General features: G+C 39.4%; 16 protein-coding genes. 14 read left to right on the top strand and 2 right to left on the bottom strand.

The window, feature by feature from the left end; all coding sequences use genetic code 11:
* The first annotated feature begins 10 nt into the window (after window positions 1-10).
* Both MB14_RS05615 and floA read left to right on the top strand, forming a co-directional pair.
* Window positions 11-484, top strand: coding sequence for an NfeD family protein (locus MB14_RS05615; protein ID WP_053222857.1), 474 nt, complete (start codon window positions 11-13; stop codon window positions 482-484).
* A gap of 2 nt (window positions 485-486) precedes the next feature.
* Window positions 487-1,491 carry a flotillin-like protein FloA gene (gene floA / locus MB14_RS05610; protein ID WP_062300463.1) on the top strand — a complete coding sequence of 335 codons (1,005 nt, stop codon included), beginning with the start codon at window positions 487-489 and terminating at the stop codon, window positions 1,489-1,491.
* Between the two features lie 56 nt (window positions 1,492-1,547).
* Here floA and MB14_RS05605 read toward each other — a convergent pair whose 3' ends face one another.
* Window positions 1,548-2,420, bottom strand: a complete 873-nt coding sequence (locus MB14_RS05605) for a hypothetical protein (RefSeq protein ID WP_062590377.1) — start codon at window positions 2,418-2,420, stop codon at window positions 1,548-1,550.
* Window positions 2,421-2,475: 55 nt separating this feature from the next.
* Here MB14_RS05605 and MB14_RS05600 point away from each other — a divergent pair, with 55 nt between their 5' ends.
* The 10 genes from MB14_RS05600 (at window position 2,476) to MB14_RS05555 (ending at window position 19,545) form a co-directional block, all read left to right on the top strand.
* A complete protein-coding gene (locus MB14_RS05600; RefSeq protein ID WP_221405465.1) occupies window positions 2,476-2,862 on the top strand; it encodes a sugar 3,4-ketoisomerase in 387 nt (128 codons plus the stop codon).
* Entirely contained in the window at window positions 2,859-3,794 is a 936-nt protein-coding gene (locus MB14_RS05595; RefSeq protein ID WP_062590374.1) for a GNAT family N-acetyltransferase, read from the top strand. Before MB14_RS05600 ends, MB14_RS05595 begins: the two co-directional genes overlap by 4 nt.
* Window positions 3,795-3,811: 17 nt before the next feature.
* Window positions 3,812-5,068 carry an MATE family efflux transporter gene (locus tag MB14_RS05590; RefSeq protein ID WP_132644083.1) on the top strand — a complete coding sequence of 419 codons (1,257 nt, stop codon included), beginning with the start codon at window positions 3,812-3,814 and terminating at the stop codon, window positions 5,066-5,068.
* Window positions 5,065-5,991, top strand: coding sequence for a glycosyltransferase family 2 protein (locus tag MB14_RS05585; protein ID WP_062590370.1), 927 nt, complete (start codon window positions 5,065-5,067; stop codon window positions 5,989-5,991). Before MB14_RS05590 ends, MB14_RS05585 begins: the two co-directional genes overlap by 4 nt.
* Before the next feature lie 124 nt (window positions 5,992-6,115).
* Complete coding sequence (locus MB14_RS05580) at window positions 6,116-9,562, top strand: pyruvate carboxylase (RefSeq protein WP_062590368.1); 3,447 nt, start codon at window positions 6,116-6,118, stop codon at window positions 9,560-9,562.
* 159 nt (window positions 9,563-9,721) lie between these two features.
* Window positions 9,722-11,245 (top strand): GT4 family glycosyltransferase PelF, encoded by a 1,524-nt coding sequence (gene pelF, locus MB14_RS05575; protein WP_221405464.1) that lies wholly within the window; start codon window positions 9,722-9,724, stop codon window positions 11,243-11,245.
* Between the two features lie 13 nt (window positions 11,246-11,258).
* Entirely contained in the window at window positions 11,259-12,869 is a 1,611-nt protein-coding gene (locus MB14_RS05570) for a hypothetical protein (protein WP_062590364.1), read from the top strand.
* Complete coding sequence (locus MB14_RS05565) at window positions 12,856-13,662, top strand: endo alpha-1,4 polygalactosaminidase (protein WP_062590363.1); 807 nt, start codon at window positions 12,856-12,858, stop codon at window positions 13,660-13,662. The genes MB14_RS05570 and MB14_RS05565 overlap by 14 nt, the downstream gene beginning before the upstream one ends.
* 11 nt (window positions 13,663-13,673) lie before the next feature.
* Complete coding sequence (locus MB14_RS05560) at window positions 13,674-15,647, top strand: hypothetical protein (RefSeq protein WP_062590362.1); 1,974 nt, start codon at window positions 13,674-13,676, stop codon at window positions 15,645-15,647.
* Window position 15,648: 1 nt separating this feature from the next.
* Window positions 15,649-19,545: a DUF2194 domain-containing protein gene (locus tag MB14_RS05555; RefSeq protein WP_132644081.1), complete on the top strand. Its 3,897-nt coding sequence runs from the start codon at window positions 15,649-15,651 to the stop codon at window positions 19,543-19,545.
* A gap of 103 nt (window positions 19,546-19,648) precedes the next feature.
* On the opposite strand, the gene MB14_RS05550 is transcribed toward MB14_RS05555, so the two are convergent.
* Complete coding sequence (locus MB14_RS05550) at window positions 19,649-20,104, bottom strand: hypothetical protein (RefSeq protein WP_062590359.1); 456 nt, start codon at window positions 20,102-20,104, stop codon at window positions 19,649-19,651.
* A gap of 234 nt (window positions 20,105-20,338) precedes the next feature.
* Here MB14_RS05550 and MB14_RS05545 point away from each other — a divergent pair, with 234 nt between their 5' ends.
* Together MB14_RS05545 and MB14_RS05540 are read left to right on the top strand one after the other, a co-directional pair.
* Window positions 20,339-20,719: a hypothetical protein gene (locus tag MB14_RS05545; protein ID WP_062590357.1), complete on the top strand. Its 381-nt coding sequence runs from the start codon at window positions 20,339-20,341 to the stop codon at window positions 20,717-20,719.
* Between the two features lie 151 nt (window positions 20,720-20,870).
* Window positions 20,871-26,426 carry an alpha-2-macroglobulin family protein gene (locus MB14_RS05540; RefSeq protein WP_062590355.1) on the top strand — a complete coding sequence of 1,852 codons (5,556 nt, stop codon included), beginning with the start codon at window positions 20,871-20,873 and terminating at the stop codon, window positions 26,424-26,426.
* Window positions 26,427-26,479 lie beyond the last annotated feature (53 nt).

Raw genomic sequence — 26,479 nt, 5'->3', positions numbered from 1 at the left:
AGCTGAGCAAATGGGAGAGTGGATTGCTATTATTTTATTGGTGATCATTGGGTTGATTCTAATTTATATAGAATTGCTCTTTGTACCGGGTACTACCGTAGTAGGCGTGGTTGGTTTTGCCCTTACATGCGCGGGGATTTACCTTACCTATGAGAAACACGGTGCTTTAGCAGGTAACTATATGCTTGTGGGCTCTTTTCTTATTTCGGTGGTGGCCATTTATTTTAGCTTTAAATCGAAATCCTGGGATCGGTTTTCACTCAAAGACACCAACAAGGGTAAATTCAATGAGGGCTACTCCTTGGGCCTGGAAGTTGGGATGGAAGGAATTGCAATTTCTGATTTAAAGCCTGTTGGCAAAGGAGAGTTTGGAGATAAAAGTTACGAAGTAGTTTCCATGGGTTCTCACATTGAATCAGGTAGTAGAATTGAAATCATTAAAGTTCTAGGGAATAGAATTACAGTTGAACGAATAAATAATTAGATATGAATGAATACATAACGCTGGTTGCCATTGGAGCCGGTATAATTCTGTTTTTTGCTTTTTTCTATTTCGTACCGGTCAATCTATGGATTACGGCTAGGTTTTCGAATGTTAAGGTAGGCTTGCTTGAACTTGTGTTCATGCGTATTAGAAAAGTACCACCAAGAATTGTGGTAGACGCTATGATTACGGCTACAAAAGCGGGTTTGGAGCTTACTACTACTGAACTTGAAACGCATTACCTAGCAGGCGGTCATGTTCCTTCCGTAATTAAAGCACTTATTTCTGCCGACAAAGCAAATATCACTTTAGGCTTTAAACAAGCTACAGCAATTGATCTTGCGGGTAGAGATGTATTTGAAGCAGTACAGATTTCAGTAAACCCAAAAGTAATCACTACACCTAAAGTAGCTGCTGTGGCTGCCGATGGTATTCAGTTGGTTGCTGTGGCAAGAGTAACAGTTCGTGCTAACATTCAGCAATTAGTTGGGGGAGCTGGTGAAGACACTATTCTTGCCAGAGTTGGTGAAGGTATTGTAACTTCAATTGGTTCTGCTGCTTCTCATAAAGAAGTATTAGCCAACCCAGATAAAATTTCGAAACTAGTACTAAGCCGTGGTTTGGATGCGGGAACGGCATTCGAAATTCTTTCTATTGACATTGCAGATGTAGATGTAGGGGTGAACATTGGTGCGATACTTCAAACTGACCAAGCGCAAGCCGACTTGAAAGTAGCCGAAGCTAAGGCGGAAGAAAGACGTGCAATGGCCGTTGCTCAAGAACAAGAAATGAAAGCCAAGTCGCAAGAGGCAAGAGCTAAGGTAATTGAAGCAGAAGCAGAAGTACCTAAAGCATTGGCCGAAGCTTTCAGAAGTGGTCGTTTGGGAGTGATGGATTATTATAAAATGGAGAACATTCAGGCCGATACCGACATGAGAGAATCCATTGCTAATCCAGAGCAAAAATCGACTTCAAGAAGAAAGTCTGACGACAAGGATAAAAAATAATAATCTTCCTCGGGAGAACTTCAAAAGGCTGTCTGCAAAGGCGGCCTTTTTTTGTTTTACATGCTGATGAGAATAAGTGCTGCAATGGCAAGTGCTATTCCTATAATATTCAGCTTGCTCGGGTATTCTCTAAAAATAAAGGCTGCGAAAACTGTGGAAGCAATGATGATTCCGATGTTCAGTACAGGGTAAAGAATTGCACCATTATTGTCGAAAGCAGAAAGTGCTTTGATTTGAAAGTAAATTGAAAAGTAATTCGGTATGCCTAAGTAGAGACCTCCTAAAATGTCTTTTTTACGCACTTTAATTTCACGCACCAAAATTACAATGCTACCAATAAGGAAAGCTGTACCGAAAGTAATGATAGGGTAAATGCCTTCAATGTGCGATTCAATCAAGTTTTCGCTGGCGTAGTTTAGCCAAGTGTCTAATGCCCCGCCCAGTAAAAAAACAGCAAAAGGTAAGGCTACATAGCCAAGGGGTAATGGCTCTTTTATCTCTAATGAAACCTTTTTCTTCGATACCAAAAAGATGGCTACAAAGGCGGTAACGATACCAATGTAGTTCCATGGGCCTAGTTCAGAAGTTCCTATTTTCAGAATAAATAGACTAAACAAAACTGGAATGGCCAAGGACATTTTACTGGCCACTGTGGCCACAGCAACACCTCTTAACTGGGTGGTTAAGGCCATCAGGTAAAATGTGCCTATAAACAATAGCCCTAATGCCGAAGCGCTATAGAACCAAGGTTGATCGAAAGCGATGTTGGATTTTATATGCCCAAAGCCCACATAAATACTTCCTGTAATTACACAAATCAAGTAATTGGTAACAATGGCAGGAAAGGTGTTGATTTTATATCGTGTAAACGATCTAAAGGAAAGAAAAACGGCAACATTGCCAAGTATTGCGAGTAAAAGGTAAAGCATAGCGCGCGAAGATACAGAATAGATTAATTGTTACTTTAGTGATTAAATAACTGCCGTGAAAAAACCTGAAGTGTATACATTCGATTCGAAACCCGATTTGAGGGGAAACCTTACTTATTTAGAAGAATTGAAAAGCATTCCTTTTGAAATAAAACGTGTGTATTGGCTATACGATTTGCCAGAACAGCAAGTAAGGGGGGACCATGCTCATAAAACCGGTGAGCAGGTTATTGTTGCTATCAAGGGTAAAGTTGAAGTTTTGCTAGAATCTAAAAAAGGTGACCTATTCAATTGCACTTTAGATAGGGCAGATAAAGCGCTTTATATTCCACCCATGTGGTGGGGGCGAATGATTTTCAGTAAAAACGCCATAATGATTGGGCTCGCCTCCGATGAGTTTGATGAGAATGATTACATAAGAAAACGCTCTGAGTTCAAATGAGAAACCTAAAAGTGACTGAGGCTTTACCAGAGAATATCAAAAAGGATTTTTCTGAACTGCTTTATACACAACCTAATTTTCTTATTGGCAATAACCAATTGCCGCAAATCCATTTCTACTTACTTGATAACGCAACCAAAGTTGGCGTAGGTCATATTGGTTTTTCTTTGGAAGAAGGAACCGCTTTTAGTCCTTATCGAGCTCCTTTTGGAGGTTTTGCTTTAGCTCATGATTTGACCAGCAGAGAAATTACCTTCTTTATTTTTGAAGTTCTGAGAAAGCTCAAAGAACGAGGTGTGAATTCCATCCAAATGAAATTGGCGCCTGATTGTTATTTCACTAATACACGCTTACAGAAGGAGAACTTGGTTTATGCAGGTTTTGAATTAATGGAAGAGTTAGAATACCAAGCCATTCCTGTTACTGATCAAGTCTTTGAGCTAAACTTGGCCTCAATGGAAGTTCGAAAATTGAAGAAATGCAAAGAGGGGGGCTTTGAGTTCAGTAGGCTTCCAAAGCACAAATTGGCCGATGTATTTGATTTCGTGAGGAACCAGCGTCAGAAAAAGGGCTACGAATTCTCCATGGATTGGCCTCAGATGAAATTGGCGCAAAAGCTAAACCCTGAAGCCTATATTCCTTTTGTAGTGAAAGATGATGAGCGAATTATAGCAGCTACCATTGGCATTTTAGCTTCTGATAAAGTGCTTTATAATTTCTCTCCAGCACATCATCCTGAATATGACCAATTGAGTCCAGTGGTTTTGCTTACAGAAGGGCTTTATGATTTTTGTAGAGCCAAGGAATTAAACTACCTTGATTTAGGTACGTCTTACCTAAACGGTAGGGTAAACGAAGGACTCAAACAGTTTAAGTCGCACTTAGGAGGCCAAAGCTTTTTGAGCTACAGTTTTCGGAAAGCCGTATCTTAGCATTAAATCTTTTGCTGTTGGCGTCTCAATTCTTTAAAAGTTCTCGATGGTCTTTTCTCGCAGTGGTCTTTCGCGCCATTGGTGGCCTTACTATCAATAAACTCTTTGCGGTTTTCTTCGGTACCAATGGAATTACGCTACTCTCTCACTTTCAAAACCTTACTTCATTATTTACGCTGCTTCCTTCTGAAGGAATCAATAGGGCCGTAATGAAGCATTGGTCGGACCCTAAAGCCAGTGAAGAGAGTAAACATAAACTTTGGCAAACAGGCTTTTGGGTAACTAACCTGATATTTATAGCCATTTTCTGTTTGCTTTTTTTTTGGAGAAGAGATTACTTTTTTAGTCGATTTGTAGAGTTTTATAGCATTGGTCAGTTTCTGACAATTTTCCTTCCGGCCATCTTTCTAATGTTGATGACCGGCTTACTCAATTCAGTAATTCTTTCTTTTCGAGATGTAAAAGGCTATGCCTTAGTTAGTATTTCGGGAATTATTCTTCTGGTGGCGGTGGTACTCTGGGCGGTAAGCTTAGGTAACTTAGACCAGGCACTGCTTAGTTTTGTGGTAGGCTATGGGCTTATGTTTTTCTGTTCGCTGGTTTACTTTATTCTAAATAGAAATAAGGTTAAGCTACGGATTGGAACCCCCGATGGAGCTTCATTGAAGAAAATAAGTCAGTTCGTTCTGATGGCCATTAGCTCCATTGTGCTTGGCAAACTGTTGGATTTTATGGTCCGTGATTATGTAATTGAACTGTATGGCCTAGACCGCACTGGGCTTTGGCAGTCCGTAGCCAAAATGTCGAGTAGTTATTTGTTGGTGTTTAGCGGCACGGTAGGAGTGGTGTATTATCCTAAAATGGCATCGCTTATTCATGATGAAGTTGCCTTAAGGAGCTATGTACTCAAGGTAATGGGTTTCGTAGGCTTCATAACCGTTATTTGCTTGGGGATTTATTACTTCAATCGTGAATTTATATTAAACCTCTTCTTTGCAAAAGGCTTTGAAAGAGCAGCCTATTTGGTGCGTTTTCAGGCCATTGGCGACTTCTTTTGTATTCTTTCTTACCTGTTGGCTTATTTACTTTCGGCCAAAGTGCAAACCGTAAAATACATTGTAGCACAGTTATTTTCAGCTCTTATCTATGTTACGCTGGTGTATTTATTAATGGACCGGTTTAATTTAGAAGCCCTTACATTGGCTTACTTATGGCGCTACATCGGCTTCTTCCTTATCCTCATTCTGTTTAACAGGAAATTCTTATTCAAATGAATCCACTCGTTTCGGTAATATGCATTTCCTATAATCATGCTCCTTATATAAGTGAGGCTTTAAAGTCGGTTTTCGCCCAAATTTATACTGAAATAGAAATCATTGTTTTGGACGATGGAAGCTCAGATACTAGCGTTGGAGAAATTGAAAAGATGATTCAGGGTAAACCAGAAGTGGTTTTTATTCCTAATACTCAAAATGAGGGCTACACTCGAACCTTCAATAAGGGCTTAGCTTTAGCAAAAGGGAAGTATCTCATTGATTTCGCTTTAGACGATGTAATGCAGCCTGAATTTTTAAGAAAAAGTGTAGAACGACTTGAAACGTTAGGTGAAGAATACGGGGTTTGTTTTAGCAACGCTGACTACATCAATTCTAAGTCAGAAACAATTGGCAATCATAATGACACCCTTCGAGCTAAGAAGTTGATTTCTGAAATTCCTCAAGGCGATATTTTCGAAATGGTGCTTAAGCGCTACTTCATTTGCACCCCTACTATGGTCATTCGCAAAAGTGTTTTCGATAGAATGGGTGGCTATGATGAAAGCTTGGCTTATGAAGATTTTGATTTTTGGGTGCGTTCCTCTCGTTACTATAAATACACTTTTCTAGATGAGATTCTGATGCAGAAACGCAAATTGACAAGCAGTATGTCGGCATTGAGGTATAAGCATCAGCATAATGATCAGATGCAGTCGATATTTACCGTTTGTAGAAAGGCTTTCAGCTTATGTAAAAGCAAATCAGAGTTAGATTCACTTTACCAAAGGCTGTCCTATGAACATCGTCAATGCATTCGTTATCAGGCTTATGGCTTAGCTGAGAGCTACATTGTTTTGGTAAAAAAAATAGGTCGAGGTGCCGTTAAACTACGGTTGATTGGTTTTTTGATTCGGTTGGGTCTTGACCGAAATCGTTTTTGAAAACTGCACTCTTGTTTGTAGTCTTGGTAAATAAAATCCTTTTTTTGAAAATCATAAGGCTCTATTCATAGCCGTTTATCCCATATTCTGTTAACTTACCTTTTTAAGAACACCTCCTTTCTTTATGGGACCTAAAATCAAGAAAATAAAAAAACTGCTGGTCGCCAATCGTGGCGAAATTGCCATCCGTGTTTTACGCGCTGCTTCTGAATTGAAAATCAGAACGGTGGCCATGTATACTTATGAAGATCGCTACTCATTACATAGATATAAAGCAGACGAAGCGTATCAGATAGGTGAAAATGAAGAGCCCTTAAAGCCTTATCTCGATATTCAAGAGATTATTACTTTGGCTAAAAACGAAGGCGTAGACGCTATTCATCCGGGATATGGATTTCTTTCCGAGAACGTACATTTTGTAAGGGCATGTAAAGAAGCGGGGATCATCTTTATTGGGCCTGAACCTGAAGTAATGGAAAGGCTTGGCGATAAAGTGCAAGCGAAAATTGTAGCTCGTAAAGCCCAAGTGCCTTTAATTGAAGACAGTCAGGAATCGCTAAATTCGTTTGATGTTGCTTTAAAAGAAGCTAAAAGAATTGGTTTTCCTGTAATGGTGAAAGCTGCAGCAGGCGGTGGAGGCCGTGGAATGCGCGTTGTGCGTGAAGAAGTGGAGCTCGAAAAAGCCTTTAACGAAGCCAAAAGTGAAGCCTCAAAAGCTTTTGGTGACGACACCATGTTTCTTGAAAAATTCATCGATAATCCTAAGCACATCGAAGTGCAGATTATGGGTGATAATTATGGCCATTTGGTGCATTTGTATGAGCGAGATTGCTCGGTCCAAAGAAGGTATCAAAAGGTAGTGGAGGTAGCGCCATCTATAAATTTAAGTCAAGCCACTCGCGATAAGTTGTATGAGTACGCCCTAAAAATTACCAAAGAGGTAAATTATAACAACGTTGGTACGGTTGAGTTTTTAGTGGATGCCGAAGAGAATATTTATTTCATTGAAGTAAATCCAAGGGTTCAGGTAGAACATACTATTACCGAAGAGATTACTGGAATTGATATTGTTCGTTCACAAATAGAAATTGCCCAAGGTTACCCGCTTTCTGACCCTAGAATTTTCATTAAGGATCAGTCAGATATACAGTGCAATGGTTTTGCAATACAGTGTAGAATTACCACTGAAGATCCTGAAAATGGTTTCAAACCAGACTATGGAACCATTATAGCTTATAGAAGTGCGGGTGGATTTGGTATCAGGCTCGATGCCGGAAATTGCTATGCAGGCGTAACCATATCGCCATTCTTCGACTCCATGCTGGTGAAGATTTCGGCAAAGGGAAGAACATTGAAGGGGGCTTCACAAAGGCTGCAAAGGGCACTTTCAGAATTTAGAATAAGAGGAGTGAAAACCAATAAGGGTTTTCTCGAAAACGTACTGAAGCATCCTACCTTTTATAATGGTGAAGCCACGGTAAAGTTTATTGAATCGCACCCTGAGCTTTTTGAAATGCCAAGGTTTATGAACCGCGCAACGCGTCTACTAAATTACTTGGGTGAAGTAGCAGTAAATGGAAATCCAAATGTAAAGCGAATCGATCCGTACGTTCATTTTAGAGAGCCGAAAATACCAGCCAGCGATAGACTTGCTTCTCATCCTAGAGGCACAAAACAGATATTGACGGAAGGCGGACCAGAAGGCTTGGTGAAATGGGTAAAAGATCAGAAACAGATTTTGTTTACTGACACCACTTTTCGTGATGCTCATCAATCGCTTTTGGCCACCCGAATGCGGACTTTGGATATTCTTAAAGTAACCGATGGTTTCACGAAAAATCACCCAGAGATTTTCTCTCTAGAAATGTGGGGCGGTGCCACTTTCGATGTTTCCATGCGATTCTTAAATGAAAATCCATGGGACAGACTAAAACTTATTCGCGAAGCTGCGCCTAATACCTTAACTCAAATGTTGTTGAGAGGTTCTAACGGTGTGGGCTATACGGCTTATCCAGACAACCTGATTGAGCGGTTTGTAGAGAAAACGGCTGAGTATGGTATGGACGTTTTCAGAATTTTTGATTCGCTGAACTGGATTGAAAACATGAAAGTGAGTATCAAAACGGTTCGGGAAAGAACTAATTCGGTAGCAGAGGCTTGTATTTGTTATACAGGCGATGTGCTAGATGCAAACTCAAAATACAATCTTCAATATTACATCGACATGGCCAAGGCTTTGGAAGATGAAGGTGCACATATACTTTGTATAAAGGACATGGCAGGTTTATTAAAGCCTAGAGCCGCCACCAAGTTGATAACAGCCTTAAAGGAGTCGGTGGAAATGCCAATTCATTTGCATACCCACGATACTTCTTCAATGCAAGCCACAACTTATTTCCACGCCATTGAGGCCGGAGTCGATATTGTTGATGTGGCCATTGCATCAATGTCGGGTCTTACTTCACAACCGAATTTTAACTCAATAGTGGCTTGTTTAGAAGGTCATGAAAGAGATCCAAAAATCAACTTATCAAAACTGAATGAGTATTCTAATTATTGGGAAGACGTTCGTGAATACTATTATCCGTTTGAAAGTGGCTTAAAAGCAGGCACGGCAGAAGTATATGACCATGAAATTCCTGGGGGGCAATATTCTAATTTACGCCCGCAAGCAACAGCCTTAGGTTTAGAGCATAAGTTTGAAGAAGTAAAAAGGAATTACGCAATCGTCAATAAGTTATTTGGAGATATAGTTAAAGTAACCCCATCATCAAAAGTGGTGGGCGATATGGCCATTTATATGACCTCGAATAACCTAACGGTTGAAGATATAATGACCCGTGGAGAGTCTCTTTCATTTCCAGAATCGGTGGTGAGTTTATTCAGAGGAGATTTAGGACAAACTCCTGGAGGTTTCCCTCAAGAGCTTTCGAAAATTATTCTCAAAGGAAAAACGGCTTATACCGATCGGCCAAATGCTCATTTAGAGCCAGTGGATTTCGATAAAGAGTTTAAGCAGTTTCAAATCGACTTTGATGAATATTGTGATGAATTAGACTTTCTGTCTTATAAACTTTATCCAAAAGTGTTCAGGGATTTCTATGAGCACTGGCTGACTTACGGAGAAGTACGACATCTTCCAACAAAAGCGTTTTTCTATGGTTTAAAAGAGAACGAAGAAGTGTTTGTTCAAATAGGCAAGGGCAAACATATCATTGTAAAAATGCTACATAAGTCTGAGCCAGACGAAGATGCTATAAGAAAAGTATATTTCGATTTGAACGGTCAAACCAGAGTCATTGAAGTAAAAGATCAGAATGTAAAAGTAACCAAAGCAGTTCATCGTAAAGCAGAAGCCGAAAATGAGATTGGCTCACCTTTGCAAGGCCGATTGGCAGAAATTAAAGTGAAGGAAGGGCAAGAAGTAAAAGCCAATACTGGATTATTTGTGATTGAAGCGATGAAAATGGAAACTACGGTTTCTGCTCCAAAAGCCGGTAAAGTGAAGAAAATTCACTTAATGGCTGGAACTATGCTAGATCAAGAAGATTTGGTAATAGAAATGGAGTAGCTAAAAATCGGCTTACCAAATATTTAAACAAACTGTGTGTATTAAAGAATAAAGTTGAGCAATAGCTTTAAATTATTCCTCAACTTTATTATGTTATTTTTGTATAAAATATACTCATTCAATACGTGTGTCCATACTTTAATGATGGATTTACAATGAATGACACCCCGTACCAACTATATGCCTACTAAAAAGAAGGGAAAAATCGATGTATTGTTAATCTCAGAAGGGACCTATCCGTTTTATGGAGGAGGAATTTCTACATGGAGCCACATGCTCTGCGATAGGGTGTCAAACGTTAACTATACACTATATTCCATCAATGCTGGCTTTGAGAAGGAACCTATTTTTGAGCTTAGCGAGAATGTAAAAAAGGTCATTCAAGTTCCGCTTTGGGCTCCAGACGAACCTCAAGACTATGTTAGCTTTAGTAGAGAATACTATAAGGTTGTTAGTAAGAAAGAAAATACTTCACCAGAAGCCATCCAAAAGCACTTTGTTCCCATTTTTAAAAAATTCTTGGACCTACTTTACAGTGATTCTGAGAACATGGAGGCGCTTGATTTTGTGTTCCGGAGTATGTGGGAATACTTTAAGGACTACGACTACAAGGAAACCATGAAGAGCGAAGAGGTATGGCGCGTTTTTCAGGAAGAAGCTATTCAAGAAACAGAGGCTGGAGGCGTAGAAGCTACACTTTTTGATTTAACTGTTGGTTTACGCTGGTTGTATAGGTTTTTGATTCCCTTTTCCATAGCCATTGAAAAAGTGGATGTATCACACATTACGCTTTCTGGTTTCCCATTGATTCCAGCCCTGGTTTTAAAATATAGATACGGTACTCCACTCATGATTACAGAACATGGGGTGTACGTAAGGGAGCGTTTACTTTATATTAATCGTTCTGACTACTCATATTTCATAAAGGTATTTCTGATAAAACTAACAGAATGTATTACTCGACTTTCTTACTACAAGGCCGATAAAATTCTCTCAGTGAATAAATTCAATATTACTTGGGAGCTGATGTATGGAGCCGATAGAGAAAAAGTTGAAATCACCTATAATGGTGTAGATCATGAAAGGTTTGTGCCTAGAGAAAAGCCTGAACATTTAAAGGGAATTCCTACCGTTGTAGCAGTAGCTAGAATCTTTGAATTAAAGGATGTGCTTACCATGATCCGGTCATGCGCGGTAGTAATGAAGAAGATACCAGATGTTCAGTATTTGGTCTACGGAGATAAAAATGCAGTGCCTGAATATACAGAAGAATGTGAAGCTTTAATTCAAGAATTAGGCTTAGAAAATAACTTCTTTCTCAAAGGTTTTCATAGTCAGCCACACCTAATTTTTAGTGAAGGAGACATCTCAATTCTTACTTCTATTTCAGAAGGCTTTCCCTTTACAGTTTTAGAGTCGATGAGTTGTGGCATACCGGTTGTAGCTACCGATGTTGGAGGAGTAAGTGAGGCGATTGAGGAAGGTACTGGTTTTGTATGCAAACCCAGAGACCCAGAGGCAATAGGAGGTAAGGTAGTTGAATTGCTTACCAATAATGAACTGAGAATGGAAATGGGTAAAAAGGCCCGTCAGCGTGTGATCGATAATTTCACTCTCGATATTTTCATTAGGTCTTATGAAAACATTTATGAGTCAGTTTATGCAAAGGGTTTAAAGAAATAATGGAGGTGATTGGATGAAGGAGTTTGAGCGTAAAATAGAGCAGCTGGGTTTAGATGTTTACGATAAGGTAGGTAAGCCTGTCAACGTAAATGTTGTGCGTGCTATGCTCGAATCCATGAGTATTAGAGCAATTGATGCTAAGACTGATTATGGTGTAGACGATTTGCAGGAGCTGGCTAAAATAGTCTTTAGTCAAATTACGAGTGCCGATTTTATAGCTGTTCACCCAAGTAAATTAAAAGTGAATGATCAGTTTAAAAGTGAAGTAACTTCTGCCTCCGACTATCTTCGAATTAAAACAAAGTATTTCTTTTATTACTATCCGTTAGGGCTTTTTCATGGGCTTCCGGTTTTTATTCAAATTCTAACCATTATTCTTTTTGGGTATTCACTTTGGACGTATATCGGCTTTAACCAACTTCAATCCACAGCTGTGGTGCTTGGGGTTATTTTTGGTCTTGTAGGAACTGGCGGTTTTGTTCAGGTCATTGGTCGGCAAATATCACATTATTGGTATAACAATGATTTTGTGATGGCGAGAAAAAGTACCATCGAAGTAATTAAGGATGGCTTATTGTTCATGTCGGTGCTGAGTGTGCTGCTATTGGTTGTTAATTTCTTTGCAAATATTTACCCATATCGTTTTCTCTACATCGTATATATCTATTCCTTTTCAATAGGAATTTTGCTGCTTATTTCTGCTGTTTTTCACCCCTTGAAGCAGCGCTGGATGATTACAGTTGCCTTTGTTGTGGCGACTGGATTAGCACTGAGCTTGAAACTATTTACTAATATAGATACTTACTTTACTCACTGGATAGGGATTTGGGTAGCTATCATTTTAATGGTGATTTACTTGAACTACTTCTTCAATAAGAAGATGAAAGCCACCCGAAATGTGAGTAGAGCTACTTCAAAAGCGGCCGTAATGATTTACCGTAATTACCGCTATTTCTTTTATGGTTTACTGTTTTTCGTCTTCATTTTCATTGATCGGATTCTAGCATGGTCTACTTCTGCCGATGGCCTGTTGCCCTATGCAGTGTATTATGAAAAGAATTATGAGGTTGGCATGGATATCGCAATTCTAATATTCTTCCTGCTTGTTGGAGTTCTAGAATTTAGTATCGCCTCTTTTAGTACTTTGAGCGATTTGTTACAAAAACAGATTCCGTACAATCAGCCGAAGGTATTTAATCGTAAATCATTGAAAACCTATTGGGAACATGTTCAAATACTACTTATTACCGGTGTGGTAATGATTGCCTTGTTGTATACAGTAATATGGGTGTGGTTTGGTTATGAAAGAGCCTTTAATGAAACACTCAGCCCAATAAGTATAAAAGTGAGTATTCTGGGAGGTTTGGGTTATATTTTACTGGCTTGGGGTATGCTTAACTCTTTGTATTTATTTACATTAAATAAGCCTACTAAGCCTTTAAAAGCCATTATGATTGCCTCGGTAGTCAATTTGGTGGTAGGGCTTTTCCTAAGCAGGTTGGTTTCCTATGAATATAGTGTAGTGGGCATGTTGGTAGGGTCAACCACCTTCATGCTTTTGACATTGAAGTCGGTAACGGAGTTTTTCAAAAATCTTGACTACTACTATTATGCGGCTTATTAAAACCCTATTCCTTCTTATGGCCTTGTTTTCGTTTTCGGGGCTTTTCGCCCAAAAGGTACAGCCCAGTTCTGTGCTTATTTGTTATGGTAAAATCAACCCTGATCAAATTCAAGGGTATAAATATGTAATTCTAGAATCAGAACACTATACCGCATTTGATATTAAGTTAATCAAGGAAAATAACGAAAATGTATTGGGTTATATAAGTGTAGGTGAAGTAAGCGAAGGCCGTTTTTACTATAATCAACTAAAAGAAAGTACCCTCGGTAAGAACAAGATTTGGGAGAGTTATTACTTGAACTTAAGGGATGAAAACACCCAGAAGGTACTGCTAAGCTTTGTAGATAAAATGGCCAAAAAAGGCTTTGACGGACTCTTTCTAGATACGGTAGATACTTTTGCAGAATGGGGACCATATCCCAATATGGGAGATGATCTGGTAAATCTCTTAAAAATGATAAAGGAGAAATACCCTGATTTTCATTTAATGCAGAATGCTGGACTTTCCTTAATTCCAAAGTCGTCCAAGTACATTAATACTGTCGCTATTGAATCGGTAGCCACGAACTACTCATTCGACAAGTCAGAATACCGAATGCATAAATGGCATGAGTTCTACAAAAGAGTTGAAGAGTTGCAAGAAATAAGAAAGAAATATCAATTGCCGGTAATACTTATTGAGTATGCCGATAGTAAAAAACTATATCAGAAGGTTAAACAGCAAATAACTCCATTAAACTGGGATTACTTTATTGGTCAGATAGGCTTACAAACTATTCCAAATTTTAAATAGGAATCTAGGAGATGAACATTCCATATACCGACTCCATATTTATTGGCCTCATTAGGCTCTTTCTCTGGATTCTGTTCCTATATGTAATGAAACGCCTTTTTTTCAAAGGAAAAGGGTCTAAGAACCAAATCAATTCTATGGCAGGAATGTGGTCTTTCTTTGCCAGCGTTATTGTAATTGGAATTTTTCTATTGGTTCAAATCAACAGCTACGACTTGATGACCTGCCTCTTCATCATGGTTATCTTTTTTGGAGTTCGATTAGTAGGTATTCAATATGTGCTTTCCGATTCGGTTCAGTTTAGGCGCCAAAGAAAGATGATTTTGTTGGATGTAATTGAGAAGGTAGAAGACAAAGAACCATTGATTGACATTGTAGAAGAGAAACCGACAAAAAGATTATCGGTCAACTTTGGGTTTGTAATTATGGCGCTAACAGGTTTCGTAGCGATGACAGTAAGGTTTTACTTACTCAAGTATGATAATTACCAACTCTCAGAATCTTGGTTTAGTGAGCTCGCAATTCTTAAGGAAATTTCGCAACAAAATTGGTTGAGTAATGATACAGGGGTAGTAGGGCAACATGCTCTAATGACTTTTTACGAAAAAATGACAGGAATAAGTCCTGAAATCACCCTTGAATCATTCGGTATACTTCAAGCTTTTATTCTAAGCTTTATCATATTCTGGTTTATGAATGTAATGACGGGCTCAAAGGTTACCGTTCCATTAATGGCTACCTTGAGTTTTGCCTTTTTCTTTAATCTTGTCCCCATTAACCTTTCGCAAATCACCCACGGTAAAGAAACTTTAATGGCGCTTACGTTGGTGCTTCCGGCTATGGTATATATTTATAAACCATGGTTACTTTATGCAAGGTCTCCCCGAACCTACACTTCCAAAATATTTGTCATTTTCACGGCCATCGCCCTTATAGATATTTACGCTCTTATAGTTTTAATACCACCCTTTTTTTTGGTTGCTCCCTTCTTCATCAGTAAAAATTATAGACGTTTTTATTGGCGTGCATTAAAGTCGTATTTGCTAGCAACAGGCCTGGTGTTCGGTATTTATGCCCTGCATTTTTATCGCGAGGGCATAGATTTTCTTCAATTCATTGTTTCAAACTTGCTGTCTGTAACATCATCTACTTACACAAGTAATATGGTGCTTCCATATGATCAATTAATCAGCATTGTACAAATCACCTCTGTTGCTATTGTTGTGGTCATGTTATTAATGTTGAAAAACAAGAAGGATAAATGGGCTAGTTTAATAGCTTTCGTCATCTATGTTAACGCATTGATACTGATAAGTTCATTCAATTTCAGATACTTAGACCAAGACTTATTTAATGAGGTATTACCCGTATTTATTTCTATCATTTTAGGTATAGCCATTTATTTGGTGATGTACTCTTTCGTAACCAAAGTGAAAAAAGTGTTTATGCCTGAAGCAATTGCTGTGGTATTCATTTTTATACTTTTTGCTACTGGGGCATTTTATGGTCAGAAAAACCTTTTTGGTAACGAAGAACCCACCTCGCGTCTATCAAAAAATGTAATTGCGGCTTATCAGGAAATTTCATCTAGTTATCTACCCTATTCCTATGCTGTGGTAAATAGCGGAACATTCCAACCACTCAGCACCAACTCTCATAATTTTATTAACTACAGAGATTTTCTTGGTGAATACACAGTTCGAGACTCCGTGTACTTTGCTAATAAGGAAGATAAAGAGTTTCTAAGAGCAAACACCCAGTATATTATTCCAAATAGCCTATTGGTGTTTATCTATAATACTACTAGTGAGGATGGCTTCAATAGGTTGGCGATTAACTTAAACTTGACGGATGAGGTTATGGTGAGTATGGAAAAATTAAAAAGTGAAGGAAGAACAATCAGAGTGTTTTTTGAAAAGGAAGATCTAACCGTTTACGAAATTGTAAATAATCCAGGAGAAGCGAGAATTAAAGAATTGTTATAGTTTGGAATACCATTGCACTACATATCGACCAATTATACTATGGGCTCTATTTTTTATAGTAGCCTTGGCGAGTTGTGGTAATTCAGATGAAGTCAAAAGTGAAACACAACGAAAATCAGTTGCTTTTGAAGCGCTAGATGAGCCTTTGGTGGTGTATATTCATTTTGCTGGAAGTGAACTGAGTGAGTCTTACTCAGGCCATATTGGTAAAATTATGGATTACACTAAAATTCCATATAAAGAGGTCTCACTGAAAAATTTTAATGATTCCCCTGTTTTTAAATCTGCGCCTAGAGTAATCATAATAGACGGTACGGGTGCGGTAGAGTTAAAAGAACAAGCAATAGACTACTTAGTAGGCTTTGTGGGGGAAGGTGGTACGCTTATTTTCTCAAGCGTTAATGAAGATCAGCGGATGGGTTATCTGTCAGGAATTAAAGAGGACGCCACCTTTGCTTATGATTTAGGAGCTAAAGGTTTTAGGTTTATAAAGAACGTATTACCTGGTTTAGATAGTGCTAGCCTTTACGTTAACAAAGAGCATACTGCTTTGGCTAAAGAAAATTTTAAGCCGAATGTTAATGTGTTGGCTACAGCAGTCAATAACGTAGAATTCCCTGTCATTTTTGAAAATTTTATTGGCAATGGTCGGGTAATAAATTTTAATACAACTATCAAATTAGAAAGGTCTGATAGAGGGCTTTTGTTTGCGGCTATTTTGAGTGGGTTAGAAGGAACACCTTACCCAGTTGTAAACGTGAGTACTATTTTTATTGATGATTTTCCTAGCCCTACTTATGATATAAAGTCTGAACCCATTAAGTCTGAATTTGATATTACCCAAGCAGAATTTGTGACCGATGTTTGGTGGCCTGATATGCTTAAGCTGTCAAAGAGGTTTGGAATCGAGTATTCAGCTTACCCAATTTTCAACTATAATGTAATAAAGGACTCACCTTTTCTTTTCGATCAATGGGATATTCAAAAGACGCAAAGAAATGGAAAACAATTGAGTACCTCGGTTTGGATGAGCAGGGAAGTTATTAGAAATGACTTTGAATTAGCAATTCATGGTTATAACCATGAGTCTTTATTGAAAGAGGTTTGGGATGACCCTGAAAGCGTAGAGTCAGCGTTTAGGGCGGCTAGAAAAAAATGGACTGTAGATCGACTCGGAGATTATCCCACAAGCTATGTAGCACCATCAAATTATATTGACAGCATGGGCTTGGTACATTTGAAAAGAGCCATGCCTGAGATTGAGTTTATGAGTACTACTTATGAAGGCGAAATTGAAGAAGGAGGTGGAAGAGATTTTGACCCAGATCCGTATGAACCAAGCCTTTTTGATTTTCCTAGGATCACAAGCGGCTATACTTTCAATGATAAAAAGGAGTACATCCATCAGTCGCTTTATTTATACACCGGAATTTGGACGCATTTTATTCACCCTGATGATGTGTTTCAACTTCCTACTGAAACCAATAACTCAGCCGGTGAATTTGAATACAGAAATGGAGAGGGGTTGAACTGGTACAGAACTTCAGGTAATAAAGAAGGGATGTATTCTAGATGGGTGTCATATCTTGATAAAGTGAGAACAATACATCCCACCACCAGATTCCTTACAGCAACCGAAGGAGGTACAATTACCAGAAACTGGAGAAACTCTTCTTATCAATACAGTAAAAGCGGAGATTTTTATTCGGTGAGAAAGAGTAGTTCGAATAAATGGAATTACAAGGAATTCTATTGGTTTGTTTTTGCAAAAGAAGAAAATGCAGAGGCGATGGAAAAGGCTTTTTCCAAAGTAGTAGAGGCATATACGAAAACAGCTTTTTTTGGTGGAACTCTATTCACCCTTAAAACATCAAAACCTCAACTTTTATTTAACGATGTAAAATGGAAGGAGGAACCTTTATTTGATTTGTCAGAGGCTAGGGCTATGGTTACGGAAGACTATGGGAACTACTTATCGGAAAGGGCTAAAATAATTAATGGTTATTTGGCTGAAAGTAGTGAAACTGATGAATCGACAGAGGAGGTTCTTTCCCAATTAACTACCACAGAAGATTCGGTAGCATGGTTTGTTGAAAATAGTCAGTTAGAGCAAGCAACAGTAATACTTGAAGCTAAACTTCTTAAACAAGCCTCGGTTGATTCAGTAACTTTTTCTGATTTTATGCTCTATTCTGGCTACCAAGAAAAGCCAATGGATGTTTGGGGTTTTATGGAAGAGGTATATCAAAAACAGTCGAAATCCTTAGCCTTGGATTATCTGAACCTCTATTTAAAGAAGGAGTCATACCCAAATGAAGAGTTAACAGAAAGATGGCTCTATCGGAAAATTTTCTTTAGCGCAAAAGACGAAGCAGCCATCAAGGATTACTTCACTTTCTTTTATACTACCGAATATGTGCCGCAAATCAAGCAGTTGCTTACTCACTTAAACGAAAACAACCCTACGCCTGAAAATTATGCTCGATATATTCAGTTCCTTATAGATTTTGAGCTCGAAAATCTTAGTGAAGAGTTAATAGGCAAAAATCCAGAAGAGTTTCCGTTTCTTTGGCCGAAGGCAACTACCATTACTTACACATTTTCCGATGAGGGAAGAATTCAGGAGGCATTATTATGGTCTGATTATTCAGATGAAATCCCAATGATTACAGTATTGCAATGGTGGATTGAACTAGAAGCCTTCAACAAAATGGAAAGCGTTTATAATGAATATATTGTAGAGCATCCAGAAGACCACGAGGCTAAGGCGTTTGTGAGTTCTGCTTGGTATGACATCGGTGAATACGAAAGGTCAGCTCTAGTAGCCAATCAGTTGCCCGAAGATCATGAGAAAAAGATTGAAATTGAAAAGCGCTTTAATCCAGATGTAATTTACTTCGATGCCGATGTTCAGAAATTTTTGATCGATAGAACCCCTGAACTTTTTAGTCCAGAAACTCTCCATACCCTAAAGAAAGAGCTTCGTTATAATGAGAATAATTCTGTTGAAGTAAATACGGCTTATGTAGAAGATAATTTCAATCAGTCCGTTTGGGAAAGCAGCGCTACTTTCAATCTCAGAACAGAAAGAGGGAGGCAGCATAGCTTTTCGGTTACTCATGCAAGTGTATCCGATTTAGCGCTAACAGATATCGACCCGCAAAATGTAGCACATGAGCTTTATGGTTTGCGCTACCGCTACCAAACTGCCAATAATCCGTCTAAGCCACTGTTTAGTGCGGGGGCTGGTTTGCAAAGGGATAACTTCAATAAGATGTTTGTTGATTTGGAGGCTAGTATTTCTCAATCAAAAGAAAACGTATTTAAGTCATTAAGTTTCGACTTTGCCCCCGTACAAACAGGTGTGGGTATTTCAAAAGAAATTTATAAGTCTGAAATCATTGGTTACTATGAACGTGGCTCCACCAAGCTTTTGCAATCAAGCTTTGCCTTAGTGGGCAGCTATTATACCAATGGAGGTGTGGAAGGAGCATTAACCTCTCGTTTGTTTGCCAACTTAAAACGAGATAATAAATCGAGGTTCTCGCCTTTTGCAGAACTGTTTCTGTCGGCAGCCAATACAAGTCAGGAAAACGGAAACCCTTATTGGATTATCGATAGTAGGTTATACGGTGGAGGAGGTTTGGCTTGGACTTATGGAAAAGATGAACGAAAGTTAAAGAGCAGAATAGAAGCTGGTTATTTCTTCGATAGCTATACCGATGGCTTCTTAAGAGTAACGGGTAACCTGTCTTTCCCAATAAAAGAATTTACCTATGTGACTACCCAATTTGAGTTGTTCAATCAATCGCTTTATTACTCCAATGGTATTCAATTCGGTATCAAGCATTTCTTAGATCGAAAACGAAAATACTCTTACAAGCCTAGGTCTTATTAGTTTATTATTTGCGATTGAAAACTCCATTTTGAGCAAAGTGTAAATAATAAGGGCTTCAAGATTCCTCTTCAAGCCCTTATTATTTTTTGTTTGAATTCAGTTATTATCCACCAACCTCAGTCAGAGTTTTCATGTCTTTGGTGCCCATTCTTTTCATCGTAATTTCACCCTCTTTAAACTCCATCACCACAATTACAGAAACCTTCTGTTGCATTCTTGGCCATTTAAGGTTGTCGTTAATGCTGCTTTCGAGGTTCATTTTCTTGGTTTTAATATTGGTTTCATTTCTAATGCTCATCAAGCAACTAGTACCTCTATTGTCCACCAAAACCTGAAACCCAAGTATTCCTTCAGCATTCTTTTTCGTTTTTTCATCCCAAGAGGCTGTAACCACTTCAATGATTTTCTCATTATCAAGCTTAGCAAGTATCTCATCAGTTTCATAAACAAATTGATCCAAATAGCAATTATCAATTACATCTGGAAAAACATGCTGCGCTAAGGCTTGATGAGAAAAGCAGAAGCACAGCAGAAGAAAAAATAGTCTGATCGTTTTCATGCCGACTAAGTTAGCAAAATGGGGTAAATCTTTTGGGGAGAATTTTTTTTTAAAAATTATTTCCACAGCTCCACACAAATTTTGGAATGTGAAAGTTGATTGATTTTCTCATATCAATTTCAACTCATTCGCACAAGTGCCAGTCTTTTTGCTAAAAAATAAAAATATACTTATAAATTTTCGTAAATACAATATGTATATTAAATATTACATTTGTGATATTTGAAGTAATGTATGAAGAACATAAAGGTTCATATCTGTAATAATAAAAGAGCATGGTATACTCCCAAAGGTAGGTTGTGGCATGTAGAGGATAGAGGCGTTCAACTCTCTTATAGAACTATTGAAGAGATGCTTGGTGCTCATCCTGAGTTTACGTCAATTCCAGAGATGCAAGCCTCTGTAGATAGGCATATTGAGAAAACAGAAAAAAGAAAGGTGCGCCAAGCCCACAAGGAATCAGAAAATATTAAAAGAGAAAACCAGCCAAAAGCCAGAACGGAAAAAATGGTAACCTGTTATTATTGTTTTGGTACCGGAAAAACTGGCTTGGGAATGCCATGTACTAACTGTCAAGGTAAAGGAGTATATTTAGTAACCGCTAAAGGTTTTTGAAAGATTATTGAGTATTAATAAATCAGTTTTATTTTTCTAATCTTTTCATTAGTACGCAATAAATTCATCATTCTTAGTTATCTATTTGGAGCGGTAATTTTTATATTGAACCATCAGCGTTCCAATCTCTTACTGTCTTAATTAAATTGAAATGTCATTATCCAAAACCTCTCTTTTGGGTGCCCTGTTGTGCCTGCTTTTTGTCACCTCTTGTGGTGATAAGAAAACCCCGATAGATCAGCTGAACAAACAAGCCGATCAGGCTTTTTCGGCTTATGTTTCCTCTTATACTTCTGGAAAAGTATCTACACGATCAACCATTATGGTTCGATTGGTAGAACCCGTAACGGATGCTCAGTTAAAAACTGACCCGACTTCACTTTTTCAGTTCACACCAAGTATTTCTGGTAAAGGCCGTTGGGTTGGAAATAATGTGGTAGAATTTCAGCCTTCTTCACCCCTTAAACCCGGAACACTGTACAACGGAACGCTAAAGTTGAGGAGCCTGAAAGAAGTGGAGGATGAGCTCAATAATTTCAATTTTGGTTTTGAAACGGTCAGTCAAAATTTCGATCTCGAGATAGAACGAATTGCTTCAGACACCGAAGATGCAATGCGTAAGCAAGTTATTGAAGGACAGTTCAATACTGCTGATTTTGCCGATTCTGCTGCTGTGGTGAAGGCAGTGTCGTTTAAGCAGTCAGGAAGTGACCTTTCAGTACAATGGGAAATTGATAAGGCAAACGGCACTACACACAGGTTTAAAGTACAAGGAGTTGAAAGAAAGGAACAAGCTTCAGAGGTTGAAGTGACAGTAGATGGCGGTAGTTTGGGAGTGGATCGCGATTCGCGAACGGTGGTGCCCGTAGCTGTACTTGGTGATTTTGAGGTGCTAGATGTTAAAGTGGTAAAAACAGGCGACCCTTATGTTTTGGTCAGTTTTTCCGATCCATTAAAAGAAGACCAAGACCTAACGGGGCTAATTACTGTAGAAGGCCAAAACGACCTTCGTTATACTATTGATGGTAATAATGTAAGGGTCTATGTGGCGCCTGACATTTCTGGTGTTAAGATGGTCAGGAGCTTTCCAGGTATTCGTAACCTCATGGATTTTAAAATGAAAAAGCTCTCTCAAAACTCGGTAAGTTTTGAACAGCTAAAGCCTTCATTAAAACTCAATGCAAAAGGCACAATTCTACCAAGTACCGATGGTCTCATTCTTCCTTTCGAAGTAGTGAATTTAAATGCAGTAGACGTAACAGTAATCAAAATATATGAGCGCAATGTGCTCCAATTTCTTCAGGTAAACGAATTCGATGGGAATCAGCAATTGCGCAGGGTAGGGAAGCCCGTTTTACAAAAGCGTATTCCACTTAACGAATCAGGAGTATTTGATTTAGGGAAATGGAATCGTTTTACGCTTGACTTGAATGAACTTATTCAAACCGAACCCGGAGCCATTTACCAAGTCCGAATCAACTTCAAAAGGGCCTATTCTACTTTTGGCTGTGCTGCACCAACCAATGAAGTACCAGTATTAACTGGTGAAATTGCTGAAGACAACTGGGATGCCTATTCTGGCGACAATGACGGTGAGTACGATAGTTATTACGATTACAACTATAGTAGAAACTACAACTGGCAGGACCGTGATAATCCATGTACGGATTCCTATTACGTTGGTAACAATAGAATGGTAAGTAAAAATATTTTGGCGTCAGACTTGGGGATGATTGCAAAAATTGGAAATAACAGAAAACTCACGGCCTTTGTTACGGATTTGAAAACTACTAAGCCAATTTCTGGTGTTTCTGTAGATATTTATGATTTTCAGGAAGAAAAAATCGCCACAGTTACCACTGATGATCAAGGTAAAATAGAAACCGACTTATTGAGAAAGCCATTTCTATTGGTCGCCAACCGAGGGGCTGAGCGTGGTTATTTGAAACTCTCCGATGGTCTATCACTCTCCATGAGTAATTTCAATACAGGTGGCGCTCGAGTAGAAAGAGGATTAAAAGGATTTATGTATGGCGAAAGGGGCGTTTGGCGCCCTGGCGATGATATTTATTTGAACTTCATTTTAGAAGATAAAGAAGACCATCTACCAGAGGACCACCCTGTGGTTTTTGAACTGATTGACCCATCTGGAAATACAAAGCAGCGCATTGTGAGAACCCAGTCTGTGGATGGCTTTTACGATTTCAAAACCCAAACCGCTGACACCGACCCAACAGGCAACTGGACAGCCAAAGTAAGTTTAGGCGGTGCTGAATTCACCAAACGCGTAAAGGTAGAAACGGTTAAGCCTAACCGACTTAAGATTGACTTAGGTTTTGGAGTAGACAGACTTACTGCCGCTACTACTTTCGTTTCGGGCGACTTGAATGTGAAATGGCTCACCGGTGCAGCTGCCAGAAACTTGAAAGCCGAATTCGACCTTTATTTGAACCCTGTCACGACTACTTTCAAAAACTTCCCTAATTATTCATTTGACGATGAAGCCAAGAACTTCAACCAACAACCTACTCAGGTATTTTCAGGTGAAGTAGACGCTTCAGGTCACTCAAAAGTGAACTTGAAAATTGGTTCAGAATTAAATTCTCCGGGGGCTGTAATGGCCACTTTTAAAGGAAAAGTGTATGAGCCGGGAGGCGATTTCAGTATCGATCAATTCAGCATTCCTTTCTATCCCTATACTTCATTTGTGGGTGTGAAAAAGCCAGAGGGTGACAGAAGAGGGCAACTGGTTACAGGCAAATCACATCAAATGAGCGTAGTGACGGTGGATTCAGAAGGAAATACGATTGACAGAAAAGGATTGACTTTTGAGGTTTACAAATTAGGCTGGCGCTGGTGGTGGGACGGTGGCCAAAACGATATAGCCAATTACATAGGTGCCAATTACAACAAACCAGTAATGACCAAAACGGTGAACACTACGGGAGGCAAAGCAACGGTAGATGTTAATATTGGCAACCATGAGTGGGGGCGCTATTACATTCGTGTAACCGATCCCGTTTCTAAACACTCTACTGGAACAATCGCCTACTTCGATTGGCCGGGTTGGGCAGACGACAATAACCGTCCGGGAGGCGCTTCTCTTTTAGCCTTTTCTACCGACAAAGAAGATTACAATATTGGCGAAAAAGTGAAAATCAATATTCCGTCAAACTCAGAAGGAAGAGCATTGGTAAGCGTGGAGAATGGCAGCAAGGTAGTTGCCTCCTATTGGGTAGAAACTGGTAAAGGAGAAACGGCATTTGAGTTTGCTACTACCGAAGAAATGGTGCCAAACGCTTATGTGAACACTACGCTTTTACAACCACATGCACAAACCAGAAACGATTTACCGATCAGGCTTTATGGCGTAGTGCCAATAAATGTAAGCAACCCAAAAACCAAACTGAATCCTGAAATTTCATTACCAAATGTACTCGAACCAGAATCGGATGTAACGGTTAAGGTGAGCGAAAAGGATGGTCGAGCGATGACTTATACCATCGCAGTGGTAGACGAGGGTTTGCTTGATATTACTCGTTTTGGCACACCAGATCCTTGGTCGAACTTCTATGCACGTCAGGCTTTGGGGGTGAAAACATGGGATTTATTCGATGATGTAACGAATGCCTACAATGGAGAGCTGACCCGATTATTAGCCCTCGGTGGTGATGGTTCTAACGCCAAGCCAGAAAGTGCTAAGGCGAATCGATTTAAGCCAGTGGTCAAACACTTAGGGCCTTTCAGGTTGGAAGCAGGGAAGACCGCTTCGCATACTTTTAAAATGCCGAATTATGTAGGTTCTGTGCGCACCATGGTGGTAGCAGGAAAAGACGGTGCTTATGGAAAAGCAGAAAAGGCAACGCCAGTACGCAAACCATTGATGGTGTTGGGTACGCTGCCAAGGGTAATTGGTCCGGGTGAAAAAGTGAAATTGCCAGTCAGCGTTTTTGCCATGGAGCCATCGGTGAAAGAGGTGAAAGTTTCTGTAAAAGGAAATGCGCTATTGAAAACCATGGGCAATGCCCAACAGACTTTGACCTTCAATGAAATTGGAGATCAGATCATCGATTTCGAACTAGAAGTAAGTGAAACGCTAGGTATAGGCACGGTTGAAATTGTGGCTACTTCAGGTAATGAAACCGCAACTTATAAAGTGGAAATTGATGTGCGTAGCCCTAATCCTCCTGCGACAGATGTAATTGCCAAGGCGCTTCAGGCTGGCGAAAGCTGGAATCAGTCTTTCGAGCAAATGGGAATGGCAGGTACGAATAAGGTACAGCTCGAACTTTCCGTCATTCCTCCAATCAACCTTGGAAAACGCTTGAATTACTTAATTAGCTACCCGCATGGCTGTATCGAACAAACTACTTCCGCAGTTTTTCCTCAACTCTTTTTAGGAGACATTATGGAATTGACGGCTGATAGAAAAGCTGAAATTGAAAGAAACATCAAAGCGGCCATTGATGGAATGTCGAAGTTTCAAACGAGTGAAGGAGGTTTCTCTTATTGGCCCGGCCAAAGCGATGATAATGATTGGGGTACAAATTACGCTGGTCATTTCTTGATGGAAGCTAAAGATAAGGGCTATAACATTCCTTCTAACTTACTGAGAAACTGGGCAAAATTTCAAAGTAGAAAGGCTAAGAATTGGATGCGTCATGGCCGATACAATGATGATTTAATGCAAGCTTACCGATTGTATACTTTGGCTTTAGCGCAAAGTCCTGAGTTGGGGGCAATGAACCGCTTAAGAGAAGATAATAGTCTTTCGCTAGAAGCGAAATGGAGATTGGCTGCCGCTTATGCAGTGGCAGGAAAGGTAAATGTGGCGAAAGAGTTAATCGCTTCGGAGCCGAAGGTGTCTAAAGCAAAATCGAATTACTACTATTACGGTTCTCAAACCCGAGACAATGCCATGATTTTAGAGACATTGGGCTTGCTTAAAATGCAAAACGAGGGCATGACATTGTTAAGGACTGTAGCCGATGATTTAAGTGACGATCGTTGGATGAGCACACAAACAACGGCTTACTCGCTGCTTTCGGTCATCAAGTTTTCAGGAGTAGATAAAACTTCAAAGGGTTTAGAAGCTGCTTATGTTTTGAACTCAGGTGCTAGCCAAAGTATAGAGACGGCCAAGCCAGTGAAGTTGATTGATGTGCCTGTGGATGGAGCAAAGGCTGGTGCGGTTAAAGTAGAGAATAAGGGCGAAGGAGTGCTCTTTGCCAGAGTTATTAAAACGGGTCAGCCCCTAGCTGGAAACGAAACTGCTGCCTCGAATGGTTTGACGATTAAGGTAACTTATGTAGATAGAAACGGACAAAGTGTAGAGCCAAGCAATTTGAGCCAAGGCACTGATTTCTTTGCTGAAGTTTCAGTGTTCAATCCTGGAACGAGAGGTGTTTATGAAAATTTAGCCTTGAGTCAGGTATTCCCTTCAGGTTGGGAAATTTTGAATGAACGACTGAATGAAATTCCGGGTGCGGCCACTTCGCAGAACTATACTTATCAAGATATTCGGGACGATAGGGTTTATACATATTTCGATTTAAAACCGAACGAGAGAAAACTCTTTAAAGTAGCCTTAAATGCCACTTATGCTGGACGTTTCTATCTGCCGGCCGTTGGAGCTCAAGCCATGTACGACAACACCATTAATGCACGCGTGCCTGGCCAATGGGTGGAGGTTAAGCGTGTAAATTAGAAAGAAAAGCAGACCTGACAGGTTTCAAAAACCTGTCAGGTCTTACCTCACCG

The organism is Roseivirga ehrenbergii (assembly GCF_001593005.1).
Lineage (GTDB): Bacteria > Bacteroidota > Bacteroidia > Cytophagales > Cyclobacteriaceae > Roseivirga > Roseivirga ehrenbergii.
This window is presented reverse-complemented; position numbering and strand designations above follow the sequence as displayed.

What these genes read in the sequence shown, in the direction of transcription:
- MB14_RS05615 (WP_053222857.1), top strand. Translation starts at nt 11, where the DNA reads ATGGGAGAGTGGATTGCTATTATTTTATTGGTGATCATTGGGTTGATT.
- floA (WP_062300463.1), top strand. Translation starts at nt 487, where the DNA reads ATGAATGAATACATAACGCTGGTTGCCATTGGAGCCGGTATAATTCTG.
- MB14_RS05605 (WP_062590377.1), bottom strand. Translation starts at nt 2,420, where the DNA reads ATGCTTTACCTTTTACTCGCAATACTTGGCAATGTTGCCGTTTTTCTT.
- MB14_RS05595 (WP_062590374.1), top strand. Translation starts at nt 2,859, where the DNA reads ATGAGAAACCTAAAAGTGACTGAGGCTTTACCAGAGAATATCAAAAAG.
- MB14_RS05585 (WP_062590370.1), top strand. Translation starts at nt 5,065, where the DNA reads ATGAATCCACTCGTTTCGGTAATATGCATTTCCTATAATCATGCTCCT.
- MB14_RS05580 (WP_062590368.1), top strand. Translation starts at nt 6,116, where the DNA reads ATGGGACCTAAAATCAAGAAAATAAAAAAACTGCTGGTCGCCAATCGT.
- pelF (WP_221405464.1), top strand. Translation starts at nt 9,722, where the DNA reads ATGACACCCCGTACCAACTATATGCCTACTAAAAAGAAGGGAAAAATC.
- MB14_RS05570 (WP_062590364.1), top strand. Translation starts at nt 11,259, where the DNA reads ATGAAGGAGTTTGAGCGTAAAATAGAGCAGCTGGGTTTAGATGTTTAC.
- MB14_RS05565 (WP_062590363.1), top strand. Translation starts at nt 12,856, where the DNA reads ATGCGGCTTATTAAAACCCTATTCCTTCTTATGGCCTTGTTTTCGTTT.
- MB14_RS05560 (WP_062590362.1), top strand. Translation starts at nt 13,674, where the DNA reads ATGAACATTCCATATACCGACTCCATATTTATTGGCCTCATTAGGCTC.
- MB14_RS05550 (WP_062590359.1), bottom strand. Translation starts at nt 20,104, where the DNA reads ATGAAAACGATCAGACTATTTTTTCTTCTGCTGTGCTTCTGCTTTTCT.
- MB14_RS05545 (WP_062590357.1), top strand. Translation starts at nt 20,339, where the DNA reads ATGAAGAACATAAAGGTTCATATCTGTAATAATAAAAGAGCATGGTAT.
- MB14_RS05540 (WP_062590355.1), top strand. Translation starts at nt 20,871, where the DNA reads ATGTCATTATCCAAAACCTCTCTTTTGGGTGCCCTGTTGTGCCTGCTT.